The sequence below is a fragment of the Streptosporangium sp. NBC_01639 genome, from assembly GCF_045209755.1.
In the GTDB taxonomy this organism is placed as follows: domain Bacteria; phylum Actinomycetota; class Actinomycetes; order Streptosporangiales; family Streptosporangiaceae; genus Streptosporangium.
The window spans coordinates 3,536,961-3,558,538 of the sequence record NZ_CP109272.1 but is presented as its reverse complement, the minus strand read 5'-3'; the positions used below and the strand labels follow the sequence as shown (position 1 = coordinate 3,558,538).

16 protein-coding genes and 1 tRNA gene are annotated in these 21,578 nt (G+C 66.8%); 16 read left to right on the top strand and 1 reads right to left on the bottom strand.

Features of this window, described 5'->3' with window-relative positions; all coding sequences use genetic code 11:
• Positions 1 to 126: 126 nt before the first annotated feature.
• On the top strand, positions 127 to 2,073 hold the full coding sequence (locus OHA77_RS15815) for an ATP-binding protein (protein ID WP_406318823.1): 1,947 nt from the start codon (positions 127 to 129) through the stop codon (positions 2,071 to 2,073).
• A 96-nt stretch (positions 2,074 to 2,169) separates the two neighbouring features.
• Here OHA77_RS15815 and OHA77_RS15810 read toward each other — a convergent pair whose 3' ends face one another.
• Complete coding sequence (locus OHA77_RS15810; RefSeq protein WP_326819878.1) at positions 2,170 to 3,375, bottom strand: pyridoxal phosphate-dependent aminotransferase; 1,206 nt, start codon at positions 3,373 to 3,375, stop codon at positions 2,170 to 2,172.
• Between the two features lie 246 nt (positions 3,376 to 3,621).
• Here OHA77_RS15810 and OHA77_RS15805 point away from each other — a divergent pair.
• The 15 genes from OHA77_RS15805 to fusA all read left to right on the top strand — a co-directional run bounded on the left by OHA77_RS15805 (position 3,622) and on the right by fusA (position 21,480).
• Positions 3,622 to 3,694 (top strand) — tRNA-Trp (locus OHA77_RS15805).
• Positions 3,695 to 3,769: 75 nt separating this feature from the next.
• Positions 3,770 to 4,018 (top strand): preprotein translocase subunit SecE, encoded by a 249-nt coding sequence (gene secE, locus OHA77_RS15800; protein ID WP_326819879.1) that lies wholly within the window; start codon positions 3,770 to 3,772, stop codon positions 4,016 to 4,018.
• A 67-nt stretch (positions 4,019 to 4,085) separates the two neighbouring features.
• Positions 4,086 to 4,943 (top strand): transcription termination/antitermination protein NusG, encoded by an 858-nt coding sequence (gene nusG / locus OHA77_RS15795; protein ID WP_406318822.1) that lies wholly within the window; start codon positions 4,086 to 4,088, stop codon positions 4,941 to 4,943.
• Between the two features lie 141 nt (positions 4,944 to 5,084).
• Positions 5,085 to 5,516, top strand: coding sequence for a 50S ribosomal protein L11 (gene rplK, locus OHA77_RS15790; RefSeq protein ID WP_326819881.1), 432 nt, complete (start codon positions 5,085 to 5,087; stop codon positions 5,514 to 5,516).
• A gap of 181 nt (positions 5,517 to 5,697) precedes the next feature.
• Entirely contained in the window at positions 5,698 to 6,411 is a 714-nt protein-coding gene (rplA, locus tag OHA77_RS15785; RefSeq protein ID WP_326819882.1) for a 50S ribosomal protein L1, read from the top strand.
• 180 nt (positions 6,412 to 6,591) lie between these two features.
• Positions 6,592 to 7,422 (top strand): DUF1396 domain-containing protein, encoded by an 831-nt coding sequence (locus tag OHA77_RS15780; protein WP_406318821.1) that lies wholly within the window; start codon positions 6,592 to 6,594, stop codon positions 7,420 to 7,422.
• 284 nt (positions 7,423 to 7,706) lie between these two features.
• Positions 7,707 to 8,231 carry a 50S ribosomal protein L10 gene (rplJ, locus tag OHA77_RS15775; RefSeq protein ID WP_326819884.1) on the top strand — a complete coding sequence of 175 codons (525 nt, stop codon included), beginning with the start codon at positions 7,707 to 7,709 and terminating at the stop codon, positions 8,229 to 8,231.
• 85 nt (positions 8,232 to 8,316) lie between these two features.
• Entirely contained in the window at positions 8,317 to 8,706 is a 390-nt protein-coding gene (rplL, locus tag OHA77_RS15770; RefSeq protein ID WP_326819885.1) for a 50S ribosomal protein L7/L12, read from the top strand.
• A 424-nt stretch (positions 8,707 to 9,130) separates the two neighbouring features.
• A complete protein-coding gene (locus OHA77_RS15765) occupies positions 9,131 to 9,637 on the top strand; it encodes a hypothetical protein (protein ID WP_406318820.1) in 507 nt (168 codons plus the stop codon).
• A complete protein-coding gene (locus OHA77_RS15760; RefSeq protein ID WP_406318819.1) occupies positions 9,637 to 10,149 on the top strand; it encodes a hypothetical protein in 513 nt (170 codons plus the stop codon). The genes OHA77_RS15765 and OHA77_RS15760 overlap by 1 nt, the downstream gene beginning before the upstream one ends.
• Before the next feature lie 444 nt (positions 10,150 to 10,593).
• On the top strand, positions 10,594 to 14,061 hold the full coding sequence (gene rpoB / locus OHA77_RS15755) for a DNA-directed RNA polymerase subunit beta (protein ID WP_406318818.1): 3,468 nt from the start codon (positions 10,594 to 10,596) through the stop codon (positions 14,059 to 14,061).
• Between the two features lie 26 nt (positions 14,062 to 14,087).
• Complete coding sequence (locus OHA77_RS15750; protein ID WP_406318817.1) at positions 14,088 to 17,975, top strand: DNA-directed RNA polymerase subunit beta'; 3,888 nt, start codon at positions 14,088 to 14,090, stop codon at positions 17,973 to 17,975.
• A gap of 524 nt (positions 17,976 to 18,499) precedes the next feature.
• Positions 18,500 to 18,871, top strand: coding sequence for a 30S ribosomal protein S12 (gene rpsL, locus OHA77_RS15745; RefSeq protein ID WP_012887826.1), 372 nt, complete (start codon positions 18,500 to 18,502; stop codon positions 18,869 to 18,871).
• Between the two features lie 2 nt (positions 18,872 to 18,873).
• Positions 18,874 to 19,344, top strand: a complete 471-nt coding sequence (gene rpsG, locus OHA77_RS15740; RefSeq protein ID WP_326819890.1) for a 30S ribosomal protein S7 — start codon at positions 18,874 to 18,876, stop codon at positions 19,342 to 19,344.
• An 87-nt stretch (positions 19,345 to 19,431) separates the two neighbouring features.
• Positions 19,432 to 21,480 (top strand): elongation factor G, encoded by a 2,049-nt coding sequence (fusA, locus tag OHA77_RS15735; RefSeq protein ID WP_326826981.1) that lies wholly within the window; start codon positions 19,432 to 19,434, stop codon positions 21,478 to 21,480.
• The last annotated feature ends 98 nt before the right edge of the window (positions 21,481 to 21,578 follow it).

Here is a 21,578-nt window from a genome sequence, read left to right as displayed (position 1 = left end):
CCACTACCAAGGCATATGCCGTTGACTCGGGCCGTGACTCAGGAAAAAGACCGAACGGGGTTTCAGTTGACAGCTCCGCCGTGCGACCGTAGGGACACATGTAGTCAGTACGAGGCTGGGGCTGCAATGAGAGCGGATGTCTTCGTCGGCAGAGAAAAGGAGCTGACCGAGGTCTCCGCCCTGCTTGGAAAGACCCGTCACGTCACGCTGACCGGCACCGCCGGGGTCGGCAAGTCCCGCCTGGCGCTGCACCTGGTCCGGACCCTCGAAAACGAGTCTTCCGCGGACGTCCACGTCGTCGACCTGGCCGACGCCCCCGGAGATCTCGTCTCCCTCGCCGAGACGGTCGCCGGCGCGATCGGCGTGCGCGGGCGTCCCGGCGTGCCCGCGCCGCGGAGCCTGGTCGAGGCGCTGGCCCCACGCCGGACCCTGATCGTCCTGGACACCTGCGACCGTGTCATCGGCGCGGTGGCCGCCCTGGTCGAGGAGCTGCGGGCCGTCGCCGACCTGCGGATCCTGGCCACCAGCAGGCAGCGACTGGGCCTTTCCGACGAGCACCTCTACCCGGTCGGAGCCCTCCCGCCCGCCGACGCCGTCTATCTGCTCACCGCCCTCGCCGACAGAAGACTCGACGACATGGACCCGGCGGAACTGTGCGATCGGCTCGGCAACCTGCCCCTGGCGATCGAACTCGCCGCCGCCAGCCCCGATCCGGGCACCGCCGACGTGTTCACGGCCACCTCCGGCACCTGGCGGCACAGCTCCATGCGGGCAGCCCATGGCTGGAGCCACGAGCTGTGCGACCCGAAGGAGCGTCTCCTGTGGGCCAGGGCGTCGGTCTTCTCCGGCACGTTCGACATGGAAGCCGTCAAGGAGGTCTGCGTCGCGGAGGGACTCACCGCCGACGAGGTCTCCGACACCATGATCGGCCTGCTCGACAAGTCCGTCATCGCCGGTGAGGACGGGCAGTGCGGCCGCCGCTACCGCCTGCCGGCCACCGCACGCGAGTTCGGCGCGGTCTGGCTGGACCTCCTCGGCGAGACCGGCGAGATGCGGCGGCGCCATCGCGACCACTTCCTCAACCTGTCCGGCCGCGCCGAGATCGGCTGGCAGTGTGAGCAGCTCGACTGGTACCGCAGGCTGGTGCTCGAATGCGCCAACGTCCGCCAGGCCATCGACTACTGCTACGCCAGACCCGACGAGCGCCGCAAGGGCCTCGAACTGGTCGGCAACCTGTGGTTCCTGTGGGCCTGCTGCGGCATGCACGTCCCCGGCGACAACCTGCTCCAGCGCGGCCTGGACCTGGAACGCACCCCCGGCCCCGAGCGGACCAAGGCCCTCTGGGTGCACGCCTGGGTGTCCATCCAGCGCGGTGACCTCGAACGCGCGGAGCGCACCCTCGCCGAGTGCGTCGCCGAAGACCCCGAGGAACACGCGACCGCCTACGTCAGCCAGTTCCAGGCCCACCTGGCGGTCCTGAGGGGAGATGTGGGCGCGGCGCTGCACCTCATCAAACAGGCCAGGGAACGGCACCGCTCGGCCGGCAACGTCTTCCCCGGCTTCCTGCCCACCTACACGGTCGTGGCCACCGCCATGATGCTCTCGGGCAGCCTCCAGCAGGCCGTGTCGGTCCTGCGCGAGGGCCGCGAACTCTGCGCCTCCTGCGGCGACCGGTGGACCCTCATCCGGCTGGACCTCCTCCTGGCCCAGGCCGAGCACCTGCTCGGCGGCACCGACGTGGCCACGGCGTCCGTCCGCGACTCCCTCCGCGGCGCCCGGCTGTTCGGCGACACCTTCTCCCTGCTGGAGGGCCTGGAGGTGGCCGCCGTCGCCGCCGAGGCCACCGAGGACGACGCGCTCGCCGCCCTGCTGCTCGGCGCGGCCGACGCCGCCCGGACCGGCACCGGGGTGCCGCCCACCCGCTCGCCCATCCTCACAAGCCTGCTGCGCATGGCCGAGCTGAGACTGCGGGGCCGCCTGGGCCGGGCGAGATTCGACGGGCTGACCGAACGGGGGTCCGCCACCGACCTGCGATCGGCCGTGGAACACGCGCTCCAGGGCACCATCCTCTGATCCGCGCGCCGTGCCGTACACGGAAGAAGACCCGTGGCACGGGGGCGGTTTCAAGGGGTCTTCTTCCGTTCACAGCCGCGGGTGTCCGCGTACGTCTTAGCGGGCGTCGCCCAGGAGCTTGGCCACCCGGCCGACACCCTCGACGAGGTCCGAGTCGCCCAGGGCGTAAGAGAGGCGGAAGTAGCCCGGGGTGCCGAAGGCCTCGCCGGGGACGAGGGCGACCTCGGCCTCCTCCAGGATGAGCTCGGCCAGCTCGGCGGAGGTCTGCGGGCGGCGTCCGCCGAAGTCCTTGCCCAGCAGCTCCTTGACCGAGGGGTAGGCGTAGAACGCGCCCTTGGGCTCGGGGCACAACACGCCCGGGATCTCGTTCAGCATGCGCACCATGGTCTGGCGGCGGCGGTCGAAGGCCTCACGCATCTCCGCCACGGCCGACAGGTCGCCGCTGACGGCGGCCAGGGCCGCCGCCTGGGCGACGTTGGAGACGTTGGAGGTGGCGTGCGACTGCAGGTTGGTCGCGGCCTTGACCACGTCCTTCGGGCCGATCAGCCAGCCCACCCGCCAGCCGGTCATGGCGTAGGTCTTGGCGACGCCGTTGAGGACCACGACCCTGTCGCCCAGCTCGGGGACGACGGTGGCGATGCTTGCGAAGGTCGCGTCGCCGTACGTGAGGTGCTCGTAGATCTCGTCCGTGACGACCCACAGGTCGTGCTCGGCGGCCCAGCGGCCGATCTCCACGACCTGCTCGGGGGTGTAGACCGCGCCGGTCGGGTTGGACGGCGAGACGAACAGCAGGACCTTGGTGCGGTCGGTGCGGGCCGCCTCGAGCTGCTCGACGCCGACGAGGTAGCCGGTGGTCTCGTCGGTCACGACGTCGACCTGGACGCCGCCGGCCAGCTTGATCGCCTCGGGATAGGTCGTCCAGTAGGGGGCGACGACCAGGACCTCGTCGCCCGGGTCGAGCAGCGTGGCGAACGCCTCGTAGACGGCCTGCTTGCCACCGTTGGTGACCAGCACCTGGGCGGCGTCGACCTGGTAGCCGGAGTCGCGGAGCGTCTTGTCGGCGATGGCCTGCTTCAGCTCCGGGAGGCCGCCGGCCGGGGTGTACTTGTGGAACCTGGGGTTGCGGCACGCCTCGACCGCCGCCTCGACGATGTAGCCGGGAGTCGGGAAGTCCGGCTCGCCGGCGCCGAAGCCGATGACCGGGCGGCCCGCCGCCTTCATCGCCTTGGCCTTGGCGTCCACGGCGAGCGTGGCGGACTCGGAGATCGCGGAGATACGCGCGGAGATACGAGGACGGGTCATGCCTCCATGGTTACAGACCGGTGGTGTTGCTTCCGCCGCTCATCCAGCATGTGGACGAGTGGTGAACAGGCCGTAGAGGCCGGTTTCACCAGGGCGTGAGCCGGGGAGACCCTCCGCCGGTTCGACGTGGAGGTCATTCACCCGTAGACTCCGGCATGGTCTTATCGCCGTATGCGTGAACCGGCGGTCAAGACTGTGAGCCACGGACAAACTTCGGCCCAACCGATGTATGGTGGTTCATGTCTTAGGGCACTAGCGCAATTGGTAGCGCACCGGTCTCCAAAACCGGCGGTTGGGGGTTCGAGTCCCTCGTGCCCTGCGAGGAGCGGTCCGCGCATCAGGGCGTCTAGCGCGCCGCAGATATGCGTTGGATACGACGGATCAGGTGAGGACTGTGGCGATCGACACGCGCGGCGAAACCGCAGACAAGCCGAGCGGTGAGAAGAAGGCCAAGCGCACTTCTCCCGCCCTCTTCTATCGACAGGTTGTCGCTGAGCTGCGCAAGGTCATCTGGCCTACGCGCAAGGATCTTATCTCCTACACCACCATCGTCTTGATCTTCGTTCTGATCATGGTCGGGATCGTGGCCGGGCTCGACGCGGTGCTCACCGAGGGCGTGCTGCGGATCTTCGGCGGAGCCTGAGCCGACATCCGGCGTATCGTTCCGCGGTAAGTCCATCAGCCCATCGACGGAAAGAGAATGAGTCACCGTGTCCGAGTCTTCAGAGCCGGTCGGCGAGTCCCGCGAAGAGCGGGCGGGCGAGCCGGAAGAGGCCGTCGACTTTGCGGCGGGCTCGGCTGACGAGTCCGCCGAGGCCGACGACGTCGATGCCGGAACCGAGGTCGACGAGGCCCCGGCAGACGTCGACGACGAAGCCGACGAAGCCGACGAGGCCGACGAGATCGCGGCGGACGCCGCCGACGAGGCCGACGAGGCCCCTGCCGGTGAGGTGGACGAGGACGGTGACGTCCTTCCCGACGTCGACCCGGTCGAGGAGTTCAAGCGTCTTCTGCGCAGCCAGTTCGGTGAGTGGTACGTCATCCACTCCTACGCCGGCTACGAGAACCGCGTGAAATCGAACATCGAGACCCGTACGCAGTCCCTCAACATGGAGGACTACATCTTCCAGGTCGAGGTGCCCACTCACCACGTGACCGAGGTGAAGAGCGGCAAGCGCCAACTCGTCAAGGAGCGGGTGCTGCCCGGCTACGTGCTGGTCCGTATGGAGCTCACCGACGAGTCCTGGTCCGCGGTGCGCAACACGCCCGGTGTGACCGGCTTCGTCGGCCTGTCGAACAAGCCGAGCCCGCTGAGCCTCGAAGAGGTCGCCAAGCTGCTCGCGCCGGAGCCGTCCGAGGAAGTGAAGAAGTCCACGGCCAAGGCCAGCGCCGCGACCGTCGACTTCGAGGTGGGCGAGTCCGTCACGGTCATGGACGGCCCGTTCGCCACGCTGCCCGCCACGGTGAGCGAGATCAGCGCCGAGTCGCAGAAGCTCAAGGTGCTGGTGTCGATCTTCGGTCGGGAGACCCCGGTTGAGCTCTCGTTCAACCAGGTCTCGAAGATCTGAGCCGGTCGCATACACTCGTAGACTGCCCCGCTCTCGCGGGGATGGCCCCAACAATGCCGCATTCGTGAATGCGCACTGTCCGGCCCCGCATGCGCGGGGATCGGGGCTCCCACAGGAAACAGCAAGGACCCGGAGAGAGTCATGCCTCCCAAGAAGAAGCTAGCCGCCCTGGTCAAGGTTCAGCTCCCCGCTGGCCAGGCCACGCCCGCTCCGCCGGTCGGTACCGCCCTCGGTCCGCACGGTGTCAACATCATGGACTTCGTGAAGCAGTACAACGCTGCCACCGAGGCCCAGCGCGGCAACATCATCCCCGTTGAGATCACCATCTACGAGGACCGCACCTTCACCTTCATCACGAAGACGCCCCCGGCGCCTGAGCTGATCAAGAAGGCCGCCGGTGTGGCGAAGGGCTCGGCCGTCCCGCAGAAGGACAAGGTCGGCAAGCTCACCAAGGAGCAGCTGCGCCAGATCGCCGAGACCAAGATGCAGGACCTCAACGCCAACGACATCGCGGCGGCCGAGAAGATCATCGCTGGCACCGCCCGGTCGATGGGCATCACGATCGCCGACTAGCCATGGACGGCGAGCCGGGCAGACGGCGGCAGCGTGGATGCAGGACACGATCCGCGTGACCGCGCAGCGGCCCGGCGATGGACGCGGGCAGTGAACGCGTCCGTCACCACACCTTCGTAGTAAGTGGAGGGGCCAGGCGCTGGCCCGTACCACGGACACTCGGATCCACAGGAGTGATCAAGTGAAGCGCAGCAAGGCTTTCCGCACCGCAGCGGAGAAGATCGACAGCGAGAGCCTCTACAGCCCGGCCGACGCGGCCAAGCTGGCCAAGGACACCTCGGTCGCCAAGTTCGACGCCACCGTCGAGGTCGCTCTGCGGCTCGGTGTCGACCCCCGCAAGGCGGACCAGATGGTGCGTGGCACCGTCAACCTCCCGCACGGCACCGGTAAGACCGCCCGGGTCCTGGTCTTCGCGACCGGCGACCGTGCCGAGGAGGCCCGCGCAGCGGGTGCCGACATCGTCGGTGCCGACGAGCTCATCGACGAGGTCGCCAAGGGCCGCCTCGACTTCGACGCCGTCGTCGCCACCCCGGACCTCATGGGCAAGGTCGGCCGTCTGGGCCGCGTCCTCGGCCCGCGCGGTCTGATGCCGAACCCCAAGACCGGCACCGTGACCCCGGCCGTCGGCAAGGCCGTCACCGACATCAAGGGCGGCAAGATCGAGTTCCGTGTCGACCGGCACGCGAACCTGCACTTCATCATCGGCAAGGTGTCGTTCGGTGAGCGTCAGCTCATCGAGAACTACGCCGCCGCCCTCGAAGAGGTGCTGCGTCTCAAGCCGTCCGCGGCCAAGGGCCGTTACGTCAAGAAGGTCGTCTTCTCCACGTCCATGGGCCCCGGCATCCCGGTCGACCCGAACGTGACGCGGGCGATGACCGCCGAGCTCGACGCCTGATACCAGACGTCCTCGAAAGAGGGCCTCCACCGAATGGCCATTCGGTGGAGGCCCTCTTTCGTTCTCCCGTAGGACGCGCGGCGGTGCCCCGCCACGTAGGGTCGAAGGCAGATCCGACGGGGAATGTGAAGATCCATCGGGGGACAAGGTTCATCGGGGGACAAGGAAGGGGTGAGACGGATGCGCCGATTGGCTCCTGCGCTGGCACTGGGAGCGGCCGCGCTGGTCGCGGTCACGGGATGCGGTGCGCAGGGCACCAGTTCCCTCGGAAACATCAAGCTCGCCGCCGACGAGGCGGTGCAGCAGAGCGCGCAGCGCGCTGGAGAGGTCACCTCCTACTCGGCGGACCTGGTGCTCGACGCCACCGGCGGGAACAAGGGGGCGAGCAAGGTTCAGGGCAGGCTGCTCTACCAGAGCAAGCCTCAGCTGGCGACCGACATCACGCTGGACACGATCACCTTCGACGGGCAGAACGTGCCCGGAGGGGCGCGGGCCGTCCTGGTCGGAGACACGGTCTACGTGAAGTCCGAGCTGCTCAACAGGTTCGGCGGCGGGACCAAGCCCTGGGCCAAGGTCTCACTCGGCGAGCTGGCCGCCGGGGACCAGGCCAAGATCAAGGAATTCACCGCTCAGGTCCAGCAGTTCGACCTGGCGGGGACCGTCAAGATGCTGACCGCGTCGAAGGACGTCAAGGCGGTCGGCACCGAGACGGTCGACGGAGTGGAGACGACCCACTACAGCGGCACCTTCCCGGTGGCCGAGGCCGCACAGGCGGTGGACCCGGCCAAGCGGGAGCAGCTCCAGAATCAGCTCTCGCGGGTCAAGGACGTGAAGTTCGACCTGTGGTCCGACGCGGGGAGTCTGCCTCGCAAGGTGACGCTGAGCGGCTCCGAGCAGGGTGCCACGTTCAACCTGGCGGCGTTCTTCAAGGGCTTCAACGAGCCCGTGCAGATCGCGGCCCCGCCCGCCGACCAGGTGGGCGAGCTGTCGAAGAGCCCCGGCGGAAACTGACATCCGCCACGGCCCGCGTCTCCGGTCGGCCGACCGGGGACGCGGGCCGTTCTGCTCGATTTGGCATGCGGCCTGACAGGACGTAAGCTGTCAACGCCGAAGACCGCCGGTCGTCGTCAGGCCTCATGGCCTGGTGACCCAAGGATCCACATGAGTGGACGGCCTGCGTAGGTGTGATGTGAGTTTTCATGAAGGACCACCTCCTCATGTGAGCCCCGTGCGCCTGCGCCGGGGCTTGTTCTCATTTATGAGCCTTTGCCGGCGGCACATCTGGAAGGAGGCCCATGGCGAAGGCGGAAAAGGCAACGGCTGTAGCCGAGCTCAAGAGCAGCTTCGAAGGCTCTAGCGCTGCCGTTCTGACCGAGTACCGCGGTCTCACCGTCGCCCAGCTCAAGCAGCTGCGCGTTTCTCTCGGTGAGAATGCGAAGTTCGCCGTGGTGAAGAACACGCTGACCAAGATCGCGGCCAATGAGGCCGGGATCAACCAGCTCGACGACCTGCTCGCGGGTCCGTCGGCGATCGCGTTCGTCAACGGCGACGTGGTCGAGGCTGCCAAGAGTCTGCGTGACTTCGCCAAGGCCAATCCCCTCCTGGTCATCAAGGGTGGTGTCGTCGACGGCAAGTCGATGTCCCCGGCCGAGATCAGCAAGCTTGCCGACCTTGAGTCGCGTGAGGTTCTCCTCGCGAAGCTGGCCGGTGCTCTGAAGGCGAAGCAGGGCCACGCGGCCGCCGTCTTCAACGCGCTGCCCACCAACATGGCTCAGCTGGCCGAGGCTCTGCGCGCCAAGCGCGAAGAGGCCGGCGAGTAGGTCCGCGCAAGCGGTCGCAGGGGATTAGCGCATACATACCGCGGTCCCAATTCTTAGTTTTTCAGATTCATACGGAGGAACCATCATGGCGAAGCTCAGCACCGACGAGCTGCTCGACACCTTCAAGGAGATGACCCTCCTTGAGCTGTCCGACTTCGTGAAGCTCTTCGAGGAGACCTTCGACGTCAAGGCCGCCGCTCCGGTCGCCGTCGCCGCCGCCCCGGCTGCCGGTGGCGCCGCTGCCGAAGAGGCCGAGGAGCAGGACGAGTTCGACGTCGTCCTCGAGGCCGCCGGCGACAAGAAGATCCAGGTCATCAAGGAGATCCGGGCCCTGACGAGCCTGGGCCTCAAGGAGGCCAAGGACCTCGTGGACGGCGCTCCCAAGGCTGTCTTCGACGGCAAGGTCAACAAGGAGCAGGCGGAGAAGGCCAAGGCCGCCCTCGAGGCCGCCGGCGCGACTGTCACCGTCAAGTAAGACGTTTCATCAGAAAGAGCGGGTCCACCAGGTGCCGGTGGCCCGCTCTTTCTGCATGTCCGCGGTCTTTCGTCCTGGGAACCCCTGAACGGCTCCGTGCCGGTGCCAAACTCGCCGTGGGGCTCCCCTGGACGGCTCTGCGCCGGTGCCGGGCTCTCCGCGTGATCTCTAGGACGGGCTCCGTGCCGCCGCCGGGCTCTCCGCGGGTGATTCCCCTGAACGGCTCTGTGCCGCTGCCGGGTCTTTCCTGTGCGGCCCGGGGTTTCTGTGCGGGGAGCCGGGCTGTGAGCGGTTCCGGAAAGCCTCCTGTGGCGGGCCGCGAGGCGGGTTATGATCCGGCAACCAGGGGCATATGGGCCCCGACGGCCGACGGCACGCGGTCACCGGTCGATGCACCGGGAGACCGCGCGACGGGAGACAACGCATGGCGGTCAACGCTGCTCGGCCCTCTCGCCCGCTGAGGATCGCCGGACCGGCGCTGGGCGTGTTGATCGCGGCGCTGCTGGCCGCCGCCGTCTGGATCGGCGGGGACCTGCGTGACGCCCAGGCCGCGGCCGACGACCGCAGAGCGGCCGTTCAGGCGGCGGGGGTGCACGCGGTGGCACTGCTCTCGGTCAACCACCACAGCGCTGACGCGGATCTCAAACGAGTCCTGGACACCTCGACAGGGGCGGCCAGGGTGGCGTACGCCAGGAGCCTCGGTACGCTCAAAGCGGACGCGATCAAGAACAAGGCCCTCAGGACGGGCGCACTGCGTGCCTCCGGGATCGTCTCGCTGACCGGGAACACCGCCCGGGTGATGGTGGTGGGCGACATGGTGACACGGCAGGACGGGAGCAAGAAGGCTCCACACGAACAGTTCTCCCGATGGAACATGGAAGTGACCAGGGTCGGCGGGATCTGGCTCGTGTCGAAGGCGGAGCTGGTCTGATGACACGCGCCTCCCTGCTGGTGACCGGGGTGCTCACCGCGGTGGCGTTTGCGCTCGCGGCCGCCGTCTGGGTCATGTACGCCGACCTGAGCCGGCTGCGCGGGGACGAGCGTGCCGGGCAGGAGGCGCTGACGGCGGCGCGCCTGGTCGCCCCCGACATGCTGTCATACGACTATCGCACGATCGAACAAGATTTCGCACGCGCCGCGGGATACACCACCGGCTCCCTGACGGAACACTACAGGCGGCTCGCCGCGGACTGGGCGCCGTCGGCCAAGGAGCAGCGCACCGTGCGGCAGGTGACGGTCACCGGGGCCGCCGTGGAGTCGGCGGAGCCCGGCCGGGTCGAGGTGCTGCTGTTCACGGACACGAACACGGTGAAGTCTCCCGAGGGGGAGGAACCGCAGCACCAGATCAGCCAGAACCGGGCCCGGCTGCTCATGGTCAAGAAGGACGCGCGCTGGCTGGTGGCGGAACTCTCCACGCTGCTCGGAGACCCTCCGCCGGCTTAGTCGGCGTGGCGGTTCCCCCAATTGTTGGCAAAGAGAGCGTTTGGGGTTGGCATGCCCATGGGTATATCAGCCACGGCAACGTCGATCGTCGGCCGGACCTCGGCTAGCGTTCGATCTGCCATGTGACTGAGCGTTAGCCACACCAGGTCGCGGGTATCGTCTTGGAGCCGGTGGTGTGCGCGGGTCATCCGGTGGGAAAACTCCCAGCGTCACGGCTGTTTCTCGGCCGAAATGTCGGGTCACGGGCTTGACGTTTCGGCGCTGACGGGCGATGCTGCGACCAACGTGGAGCATGCAGCGAGACTGAGGTGGACAGGCGTGTGCCGTTCGGCTACACTGCCCCTTTGCGCTGCCCTTTGACGACCCGCTTCTTTTGGTGCTCTGATGCATGGTCGTCTGGCGTGCGTGTAGTCAGTCCGCCGCGAGCCCTCGGAAGGACATCTGTTGGCAGCCTCGCGCAACGCCTCCGCCGTACCCGCTGGTCCCCGTCGTGTGTCTTTCGCACGAATTCAGGAGCCGCTCGAAGTTCCTGATCTTCTCGCTCTCCAGACCGAGTCCTTCGACTGGTTGCTCGGCAACGAGAAGTGGAAGGGGCGGGTCGAGGCGGCTCGCCAGGCCGGGCGCAAGGACGTTCCGGCCCAGTCGGGTCTCGAAGAGATCTTCGAAGAGATCAGTCCCATTGAGGACTTCTCCGGGACTATGTCCCTGTCGTTCCGCGATCACCGGTTCGAGCCGCCCAAGTACTCAGTAGATGAGTGCAAAGACAAGGACATGACCTACTCCGCCCCGATGTTCGTCACGGCGGAGTTCATCAATAACACCACTGGTGAGATCAAGAGCCAGACCGTCTTCATGGGTGATTTCCCGCTCATGACCGGCAAGGGCACTTTCATCATCAACGGCACAGAGCGTGTCGTGGTCTCCCAGCTGGTCCGGTCTCCGGGCGTCTACTTCGACCGCAGTGTCGACAAGACCTCCGACAAGGACCTCTACGGCTGCAAGGTGATCCCCTCCAGGGGCGCCTGGCTCGAGTTCGAGATCGACAAGCGTGACAGCGTCGGTGTCCGTATCGACCGTAAGCGCAAGCAGGCCGTCACGGTCCTGCTGAAGGCGCTCGGCTGGACCACCGACCAGATCCTTGAGCGTTTCGGGCAGTACGAGTCCATGCGCGCCACCCTGGAGAAGGACCACACGGCCGGCCAGGACGACGCTCTGCTGGACATCTACCGCAAGCTGCGCCCCGGCGAGCCGCCGACCAAGGAGTCGGCGCAGACGCTTCTGGAGAACCTGTACTTCAACCACAAGCGTTACGACCTCGCCAAGGTCGGCCGCTACAAGATCAATAAAAAGCTCGGTGTCGACAGCGAGATCACGCAGGGGACGCTGACCGAAGAGGACATCGTCGCCACGATCGAGTACATCGTCAAGCTGCACGCCGGCGAGATCGCGATGCCGGGCACGAACGGTGAGATCGTCGTCGAGACCGACGACATCGACCACTTCGGCAACCGCCGCCTGCGCAGCGTCGGCGAGCTCATCCAGAACCAGGTCCGCCTGGGCCTGGCCCGTATGGAGCGCGTCGTGCGTGAGCGGATGACCACTCAGGACGTCGAGGCCATCACGCCGCAGACCCTGATCAACATCCGCCCGGTCGTGGCGTCGATCAAGGAGTTCTTCGGCACCTCCCAGCTGTCGCAGTTCATGGACCAGACCAACCCGCTGGCCGGCCTGACGCACAAGCGGCGTCTGAACTCGCTGGGTCCCGGTGGTCTGTCCCGTGAGCGGGCGGGCTTCGAGGTCCGCGACGTGCACCCGTCCCACTACGGCCGGATGTGCCCGATCGAGACCCCGGAAGGGCCGAACATCGGCCTGATCGGCTCGCTGGCCTCCTACGGTCGGCTCAACGCCTTCGGCTTCGTGGAGACGCCGTACCGCAAGGTCGTCGAGGGCCGGGTCACCGACCAGATCGACTACCTCACCGCCGACGTGGAGGACCGTCACGTCATCGCCCAGGCGAACACGCCGATCGGGCCCGATGGCACGTTCCTCGAGGACCGCGTGCTCGTCCGCCGTAAGGGCGGCGAGTTCGAGTCCCTGCGGGCCAACGAGGTCAACTACATGGACGTGTCGGCACGCCAGATGGTGTCGGTCGCCACCGCGATGATCCCGTTCCTCGAGCACGACGACGCCAACCGCGCGCTCATGGGTTCCAACATGCAGCGCCAGTCGGTGCCGCTGCTCAAGAGCGAGGCGCCGCTGGTCGGCACCGGCATGGAATACCGTGCCGCGACCGACGCCGGCGACGTCATCAGCGCCGAGAAGGCCGGTGTGGTCGAGGAGGTCTCCGCCGACTACGTCACCGTGATGAACGACGACGGCACCCGCACCACCTACCGGATCGCCAAGTTCAAGCGCTCCAACCAGGGGACCTGCTTCAACCAGAAGCCGATTGTCGCCGAAGGCGACCGGATCGAGGTGAACCAGGTCGTCGCCGACGGTCCCTGCACCGACACCGGCGAGATGGCGCTCGGCAAGAACCTGCTCGTGGCGTTCATGCCGTGGGAGGGCCACAACTACGAAGACGCGATCATCCTCTCCCAGCGTCTGGTCCAGGACGACGTCCTCTCCTCGATCCACATCGAGGAGCACGAGGTCGACGCCCGGGACACCAAGCTGGGTCCCGAGGAGATCACCCGGGACATCCCGAACGTCTCCGAGGAGGTCCTGGCCGACCTCGACGAGCGCGGCATCATCCGCATCGGCGCAGAGGTCGTCCCCGGTGACATCCTCGTCGGCAAGGTCACGCCCAAGGGCGAGACCGAGCTGACCCCCGAGGAGCGCCTGCTCCGCGCGATCTTCGGTGAGAAGGCCCGCGAGGTCCGTGACACCTCCCTGAAGGTGCCGCACGGCGAGCAGGGCAAGGTCATCGGAGTCCGCGTGTTCAGCCGGGAGGAGGGCGACGAGCTTCCTCCGGGTGTCAACGAGCTGGTCCGCGTCTACGTGGCCCAGAAGCGCAAGATCACCGACGGTGACAAGCTGGCCGGCCGCCATGGCAACAAGGGCGTCATCTCCAAGATCCTTCCGGTCGAGGACATGCCGTTCCTCGAGGACGGCACGCCGGTCGACATCATCCTCAACCCCCTGGGCGTGCCCGGCCGTATGAACGTCGGCCAGGTCCTGGAGACCCACCTCGGGTGGATCGCCGCCAGAGGGTGGGACATCTCGGGTGTCCAGGAGGCGTGGGCCGAGCGGCTCCGCGACAAGGGCTTCGAGCAGGTCGACCCGCGCACCAACATGGCCACCCCGGTGTTCGACGGTGCCAACGAAGAAGAGATCGTCGGTCTGCTCGACAACACCCTGCTCAACAGGGACGGCGGGCGCATGGTCGGCGCGAACGGAAAGGCCCAGCTCTTCGACGGCCGTTCCGGCGAGCCGTTCCCGCACCCGATCTCGGTCGGCTACATCTACATCCTGAAGCTGCTCCACCTGGTCGACGACAAGATCCACGCACGTTCGACCGGCCCGTACTCCATGATCACCCAGCAGCCGCTCGGTGGTAAGGCCCAGTTCGGTGGACAGCGCTTCGGTGAGATGGAGGTGTGGGCGCTGGAGGCGTACGGCGCCGCCTACGCCCTGCAGGAGCTGCTGACCATCAAGTCCGACGACGTCCTCGGCCGGGTGAAGGTCTACGAGGCCATCGTCAAGGGCGAGAACATTCCCGAGCCGGGTATTCCGGAGTCGTTCAAGGTCCTCATCAAGGAAATGCAGTCGCTGTGCCTGAACGTCGAGGTGCTCTCCAGCGACGGCATGTCCATCGAGATGCGGGACACCGACGAGGATGTCTTCCGCGCCGCGGAAGAGCTCGGCATCGACCTGTCTCGGCGTGAGCCGAGCAGTGTCGAAGAGGTCTGATCGAGAAGCTGAGGAGGGGAATACAAGTGCTGGACGTCAACTTCTTCGACGAGCTTCGGATCGGCCTCGCGACGGCTGACGATATTCGCCAGTGGTCGCACGGCGAGGTCAAGAAGCCCGAGACCATCAACTACCGGACCCTCAAGCCCGAGAAGGACGGACTCTTCTGCGAGAAGATCTTCGGTCCGACCCGGGACTGGGAGTGCTACTGCGGTAAGTACAAGCGCGTCCGCTTCAAGGGCATCATCTGTGAGCGCTGTGGCGTCGAGGTGACCCGCGCCAAGGTGCGTCGTGAGCGGATGGGCCACATCGAGCTGGCCGCACCCGTCACGCACATCTGGTACTTCAAGGGTGTTCCGTCCCGTCTGGGATACCTGCTCGACCTGGCTCCGAAGGACCTTGAGAAGGTCATCTACTTCGCGGCCTACATGATCACGCATGTCGACAAGGAGATGCGTGAGCGTGACCTGCCCTCGCTCGAGGCGAAGATCTCGGTCGAGCGGCAGCACGTCGAGCAGCGCCGCGACGCCGACATCGAGGCCCGGCAGAAGAAGCTCGAGAACGACCTGACCGAGCTGGAGGCCGCCGGGGCCAAGGGCGACCAGCGCCGCAAGGTCCGCGAAGGGGCCGAGCGCGAGATGCGCCAGCTCCGTGACCGGGCCCAGCGTGAGCTGGACCGTCTGGACGAGGTCTGGAGCCGCTTCAAGAACCTCAAGGTCCAAGACCTTGAGGGCGACGAGCTGCTCTACCGCGAGATGCGCGACCGCTTCGGCCGCTACTTCCGCGGTGGCATGGGCGCCCAGGCCATTCAGGAGCGTCTGACCAACTTCGACCTCGACCTCGAGGCCGAGAACCTGCGCGAGACGATCCGCAGCGGCAAGGGCCAGAAGAAGGCCCGCGCGCTCAAGCGTCTCAAGGTCGTGTCGGCGTTCCTGAACACGCGCAACTCGCCCAACGGCATGGTCCTGGACTGCATCCCGGTCATCCCGCCGGACCTGCGCCCGATGGTGCAGCTCGACGGTGGCCGGTTCGCGACCTCGGACCTGAACGACCTGTACCGCCGGGTGATCAACCGGAACAACCGTCTCAAGCGTCTCCTTGACCTCGGCGCGCCCGAGATCATCGTGAACAACGAGAAGCGGATGCTCCAGGAGGCCGTCGACGCGCTGTTCGACAACGGCCGCCGCGGCCGTCCGGTCACCGGTCCTGGCAACCGTCCCCTGAAGTCCCTCAGCGACATGCTGAAGGGCAAGCAGGGCCGGTTCCGCCAGAACCTGCTGGGCAAGCGAGTCGACTACTCCGGCCGTTCGGTCATCGTCGTCGGCCCGCAGCTGAAGCTGCACCAGTGCGGCCTGCCCAAGCAGATGGCGCTGGAGCTGTTCAAGCCGTTCGTGATGAAGCGCCTGGTCGACCTGAACCACGCGCAGAACATCAAGTCGGCCAAGCGGATGGTCGAGCGTGCCCGTCCGGTCGTGTGGGACGTCCTCGAAGAGGTCATCACCGAGCACCCGGTGCTGCTCAACCGCGCGCCGACCCTGCACCGCCTGGGCATCCAGGCCTTCGAGCCGCAGCTGGTCGAGGGCAAGGCCATCCAGATCCACCCGCTCGTCTGCACCGCGTTCAACGCGGACTTCGACGGTGACCAGATGGCCGTGCACCTGCCGCTGTCGGCCGAGGCGCAGGCCGAGGCCCGCATCCTGATGCTGTCCACCAACAACATCCTGAAGCCGGCCGACGGCAAGCCGGTGACCATGCCCACCCAGGACATGATCATCGGTCTCTACTCGCTGACCACGCTGAAGGACGACGAGCAGGACGCGGTCGGCCAGGGCAGGGTCTTCGGCTCGGTGCCCGAGGCGCTCATGGCCTACGACCGGCACGAGCTGGACATCCAGGCCAAGATCCAGATCCGGTTGAAGGGCGACGTCCCGCCGCCCCGCGGCTGGACGGCTCCCGAGGGCTGGGAGACGGGCGACAGCTACCGGCTGGAGACCACGCTCGGCCGCTGCCTGTTCAACCAGACGCTGCCGGCGAACTACCCGTACGTGAACTCCCAGGTCGGCAAGAAGCAGCTCTCGGCCATCGTCAACGAGCTGGCCGAGAAGTACCCCAAGGTCGAGGTCGCGACCGCGCTCGACGCGCTCAAGGACGCCGGTTTCTACTGGGCGACCCGCGCCGGTGTGACGATCTCGATCGAGGACGTCATCTCGCCGCCGAACAAGGCCGCGATCATGGAGACGTACGAGCGCAGGGCCGACAAGGTGCAGCGCGAGTACGAGCGTGGTCTCATCACGGACGAGGAGCGCCGTCAGGAGCTCATCGAGATCTGGACGCACGCGACCAGTGACGTGACCGACGACATGCAGAAGGCGTTCCCGAAGACCAACCCGGTCTGGATGATGGTCCAGTCGGGCGCCCGAGGAAACCTGATGCAGGTCCGGCAGATCTCCGGTATCCGCGGTCTGGTGTCCAACACCAAGGGTGAGACGATCCCGCGTCCGATCAAGGCCTCGTTCCGCGAGGGCCTGTCGGTGCTGGAGTACTTCATCTCCACCCACGGACAGCGGAAGGGCCTGGCGGACACCGCGCTGCGGACCGCCGACTCGGGTTACCTGACCCGTCGTCTGGTGGACGTCGCGCAGGACGTCATCGTCCGTGAGATCGACTGCGGCACCGACCGCGGGGTCCCGCTGCACGTCGGCGAGCGCGACGCCCAGGGCAACCTGGTCAAGGCGGAGAACGCCGAGAGCAACGTGCACGGCCGCATCCTGGCCGAGGACGTCGAGGTGGACGGCAAGGTCATCGCGGCCGCGGGTGTCGACATCAACGACATCCACGTCACCGCGCTGATCGACGCCGGTGTGGAGACCGTCCGGACCCGCAGCGCTCTCGTCTGCGAGGCTAAGATCGGTGTCTGCGCCACCTGCTACGGCCGCTCGCTCGCGACCGGCAAGCTCGTGGACGTCGGCGAGGCGGTCGGCATCATCGCCGCCCAGTCGATCGGCGAGCCCGGCACCCAGCTGACGATGCGTACCTTCCACACCGGTGGTGTGGCGGGTGCGGACATCACCCACGGTCTGCCCCGTGTCCAGGAGCTCTTCGAGGCGCGCGTCCCCAAGGGTGTCGCCCCGATCAGCGAGGCCGAGGGCCGGGCCCGGATCGACGAGACCGACAAGACCCGCAAGATCGTGATCGTTCCGGACGACGGGTCGGAGGAGATCGCCTACCCGGTGTCCATGCGGTCGCGTCTGCTGATCTCCGACGGGCAGCGGATCACGGTCGGTCAGCAGCTGATCGCCGGTGCCGTCAACCCCAACGAGGTGCTGCGCATCCTCGGCCCGCGGGCCGTGCAGCTGCACCTGGTGGCCGAGGTCCAGCAGGTCTACCGGTCGCAGGGTGTGTCGATCCACGACAAGCACATCGAGATCATCGTCCGGCAGATGCTCAAGCGCGTGAACGTGCTCGAGTCGGGTGACGCCGACATGCTGCCCGGTGAGCTCGTCGAGCGGCCGCGCTTCGAGCGGATCAACCGCGAGTGCGTGGCCGAGGGCGGCACGCCGGCCTCGGGCCGGCCGGTGCTGATGGGCATCACCAAGGCCTCGCTCGCCACCGAGTCCTGGCTGTCGGCGGCCTCCTTCCAGGAGACGACCCGAGTGCTCACCGACGCGGCGATCCACGCCAAGTCGGACTCGCTGCTCGGTCTCAAGGAGAACGTCATCATCGGAAAGCTCATCCCGGCCGGTACGGGCATGCCCCAGTACCGCAACATCCGGGTCGAGCCCACCGAGGAGGCCAAGGCCGCGATGTACACGGTCGGTGGCTACGACGGCTCCGCCGCGGACTACACCTTCGGGTCGGGTTCCGGTGAGGCCGTGCCGCTGGAGGAGTACGACTTCGGTCAGTACAACCGCTAAGTGATCACAGACGGCGCCCGGTCCCTCCGAGAGGGGCCGGGCGCCGTCGTCTGTCCCGTACCCCGGACCAGGTGGATCTTCTTGACCGGAACGTTGCGGTGAAAGCCGTGCCGTATTGAAGAGAACGGCCGGAGAAGTCCTCTGCGACAGGTAAACTTATTACGGACCCAGCAGCGGTCGGCCGGAAACCGATCGCGGGAGTCATGGCGCGGATGCGGTGCTCATCAGAGCGCTCGCCGGGGCGCAACCGTTTTGACGTGTTGCGTTGGACTAGGTAGTCTTTCCCTTCGTGCCCATGGCTTCATGGGCTCTCATGCGTGCGTGTCGACAGATCCCCTCAGGGGGAGTCGGCAGAAGTGCCGTATGGCCTCCTCAGTTGGCCTGGCCGAGGATGTGGCGCGATATCAGCGCGACACGCCCGACCGCGTGGGTCGGAGGAGATGGAAAACCCGCAGGTCATGACACCGGCAGTGCCTGCAAAAGCACCAACATTCGAATCACCGGCAAGCATGAACGGAGACGCGGTGCCCACGATTCAGCAGCTGGTCCGCAAGGGCCGCCAGGACAAGGTCACCAAGACCAAGACCCCGGCGCTCAAGGCCAGCCCCCAGCGACGCGGCACCTGCATGCGCGTTTACACCACGACCCCCAAGAAGCCGAACTCCGCCCTCCGCAAGGTCGCGCGTGTCCGGCTCACCAACGGCATCGAGGTCACGGCCTACATCCCGGGTGTCGGCCACAACCTCCAGGAGCACTCCATCGTGCTCGTCCGTGGTGGTCGTGTGAAGGACCTGCCGGGTGTTCGCTACAAGATCATCCGTGGCTCGCTGGACACCCAGGGTGTCCGCAACCGCAAGCAGGCCCGTAGCCGTTACGGCGCGAAGAAGGAGAAGTAAGAATGCCTCGCAAGGGTTCTCCTGGCCGTCGTCAGCTCATGGCTGACCCGGTCCACAACTCGCCGCTGGTCACCGCGCTCATCAACAAGGTGCTCCTGGACGGCAAGCGCTCCATCGCGCAGTCCATCGTCTACGGCGCCCTTGAGGGTGCCAAGGAGAAGACCGGCAACGACCCGGTCGTCACCCTGAAGCGCGCGCTGGACAACGTCAAGCCCACCCTTGAGGTCCGCAGCCGCCGTGTCGGTGGCGCGACCTACCAGGTCCCGGTCGAGGTGCGCGCCTCGCGCAGCACCACCCTGGCCCTGCGCTGGCTGGTGCAGTACTCCCGCGCCCGCCGCGAGAAGACCATGACTGAGCGCCTCATGAACGAACTGCTCGACGCCAGCAACGGCCTCGGCGCAAGCGTCAAGAAGCGCGAGGACACCCACAAGATGGCCGAGTCCAACAAGGCCTTCGCCCACTACCGCTGGTAACAGCGGGTTCGACGAGACGACGAGGACGCGAGAGAAGTGGCCACCACGACCGCTCTTGACCTGGCCAAGGTCCGCAACATCGGGATCATGGCCCACATCGACGCGGGCAAGACCACGACGACCGAGCGCATCCTGTTCTACACCGGTATCAACTACAAGATCGGTGAAGTCCACGAGGGCGCAGCCACGATGGACTGGATGGAGCAGGAGCAGGAGCGTGGTATCACCATCACCTCCGCTGCTACGACCTGCGAGTGGCTCGGCCACACGATCAACATCATCGACACGCCGGGTCACGTGGACTTCACGATCGAGGTGGAGCGTTCGCTCCGCGTCCTCGACGGTGCCGTCGCCGTATTCGACGGCGTCGCCGGTGTCGAGCCGCAGTCCGAGACGGTCTGGCGTCAGGCCGACCGCTACGAGGTTCCCCGGATCTGCTTCGTCAACAAGATGGACCGCGTCGGCGCGGAGTTCCACCGCTGCGTCGACATGATGATCAGCCGCCTGAACGCGACCCCCGCGGTCATCCAGCTTCCCTGGGGCGTCGAGGCTGACTTCAAGGGCGTCATCGACCTGGTGAAGATGAAGGGCCTGATCTGGAGCGCCGAGGCGGCCAAGGGCGAGATGTACGAGACCGTGGAGATCCCGGCGGAGCACGCCGAGACCGCCCGCGAGTGGCGTGACAAGCTCGTCGAGACCGTCTCCGAGAACGACGACGAGCTGATGGAGCTCTTCCTCGAGGGCGTCGAGCCCACCGAGGAGCAGCTGGTCGCGGCCATCCGTCGCGCCACGCTGGCCAGCGCCATCAACCCGGTCCTGACCGGCACCGCGTTCAAGAACAAGGGCGTGCAGCCCCTGCTCGACGCGATCGTCGCCTACCTTCCCGCCCCGATCGACATCCCGGCCTTCAAGGGCCACGCGGTCGGCAAGGAAGAGGAGATCATCGAGCGTCACGCGGACGTGACCGAGCCGTTCTCCGCGCTGGCCTTCAAGATCGCGGCCGACCAGCACCTGGGCCGTCTGACCTACATCCGCATCTACTCGGGCACGCTCGAGACCGGCACCGCCGTGGTCAACTCGGTGAAGGGCCGCAAGGAGCGGATCGGCAAGATCTACCAGATGCACGCCAACAAGCGCGAAGAGCGCCCGTCGGCCGTCGCCGGTCAGATCGTCGCCGTCATGGGTCTGAAGGACACCACCACCGGTGACACCCTGTCCGACCCGGCCAACCCCGTGGTCCTGGAGTCGATGAACTTCCCGGCGCCGGTCATCAGCGTCGCCATCGAGCCCAAGACCAAGGGTGACCAGGAGAAGCTGGGCACCGCCATCCAGCGTCTGGCCGAGGAGGACCCGTCCTTCCAGGTCCGGCGTGACGAGGAGACCGGGCAGACGGTCATCTGGGGTATGGGCGAGCTCCACCTGGAGATCCTCGTCGACCGGATGCGCCGCGAGTTCAAGGTCGAGGCCAACATCGGCCGGCCTCAGGTGGCGTACCGGGAGACCATCCGCCGCAAGGTGGAGAAGGTCGACTACGTCCACAAGAAGCAGACCGGTGGTTCCGGCCAGTTCGCCAAGGTCATCATCGACCTTGAGCCGCTGGGCGACGGCAACGACGGTTATGAGTTCTCCAACAAGGTCTCCGGTGGCCGCATCCCGCGGGAGTACATCCCGTCGGTCGACGCGGGCGCCCAGGAGGCCGCCGAGTTCGGCGTGCTCGCCGGCTACCCCATGGTCGGGGTCAAGGTCACCCTGCAGGACGGTGCCTACCACGAGGTGGACTCGTCCGAAATGGCCTTCAAGATCGCCGGCTCGATGGCCTTCAAGGAGGCCGCGCGCAAGGCGGACGCAGTAATCCTGGAGCCGATGATGGCCGTCGAGGTCACCACGCCCGAGGACTACATGGGTGACGTCATCGGTGACCTCAACGGTCGCCGCGGGCAGATCCAGGCGATGGACGAGCGCTCCGGCGCCCGTATCGTCAAGGCGCTCGTGCCGCTCTCCGAGATGTTCGGCTACGTGGGTGACCTCCGTAGCAAGACGCAGGGACGCGCGAGCTACAGCATGCAGTTCGACTCCTATGCGGAAGTGCCTGCGCACATCGCCAAGGAGATCGTCGCGAAGGTACGGGGCGAGTAAGTCCGGTATCCATTCCGGTGGCGGGAAGGCGAGAAGATCGCCTTCCTGCGCCCGGAGGGGTGCGGGGCGGGAAGTCTCTCGCCGGCCGGTTCCGAAAG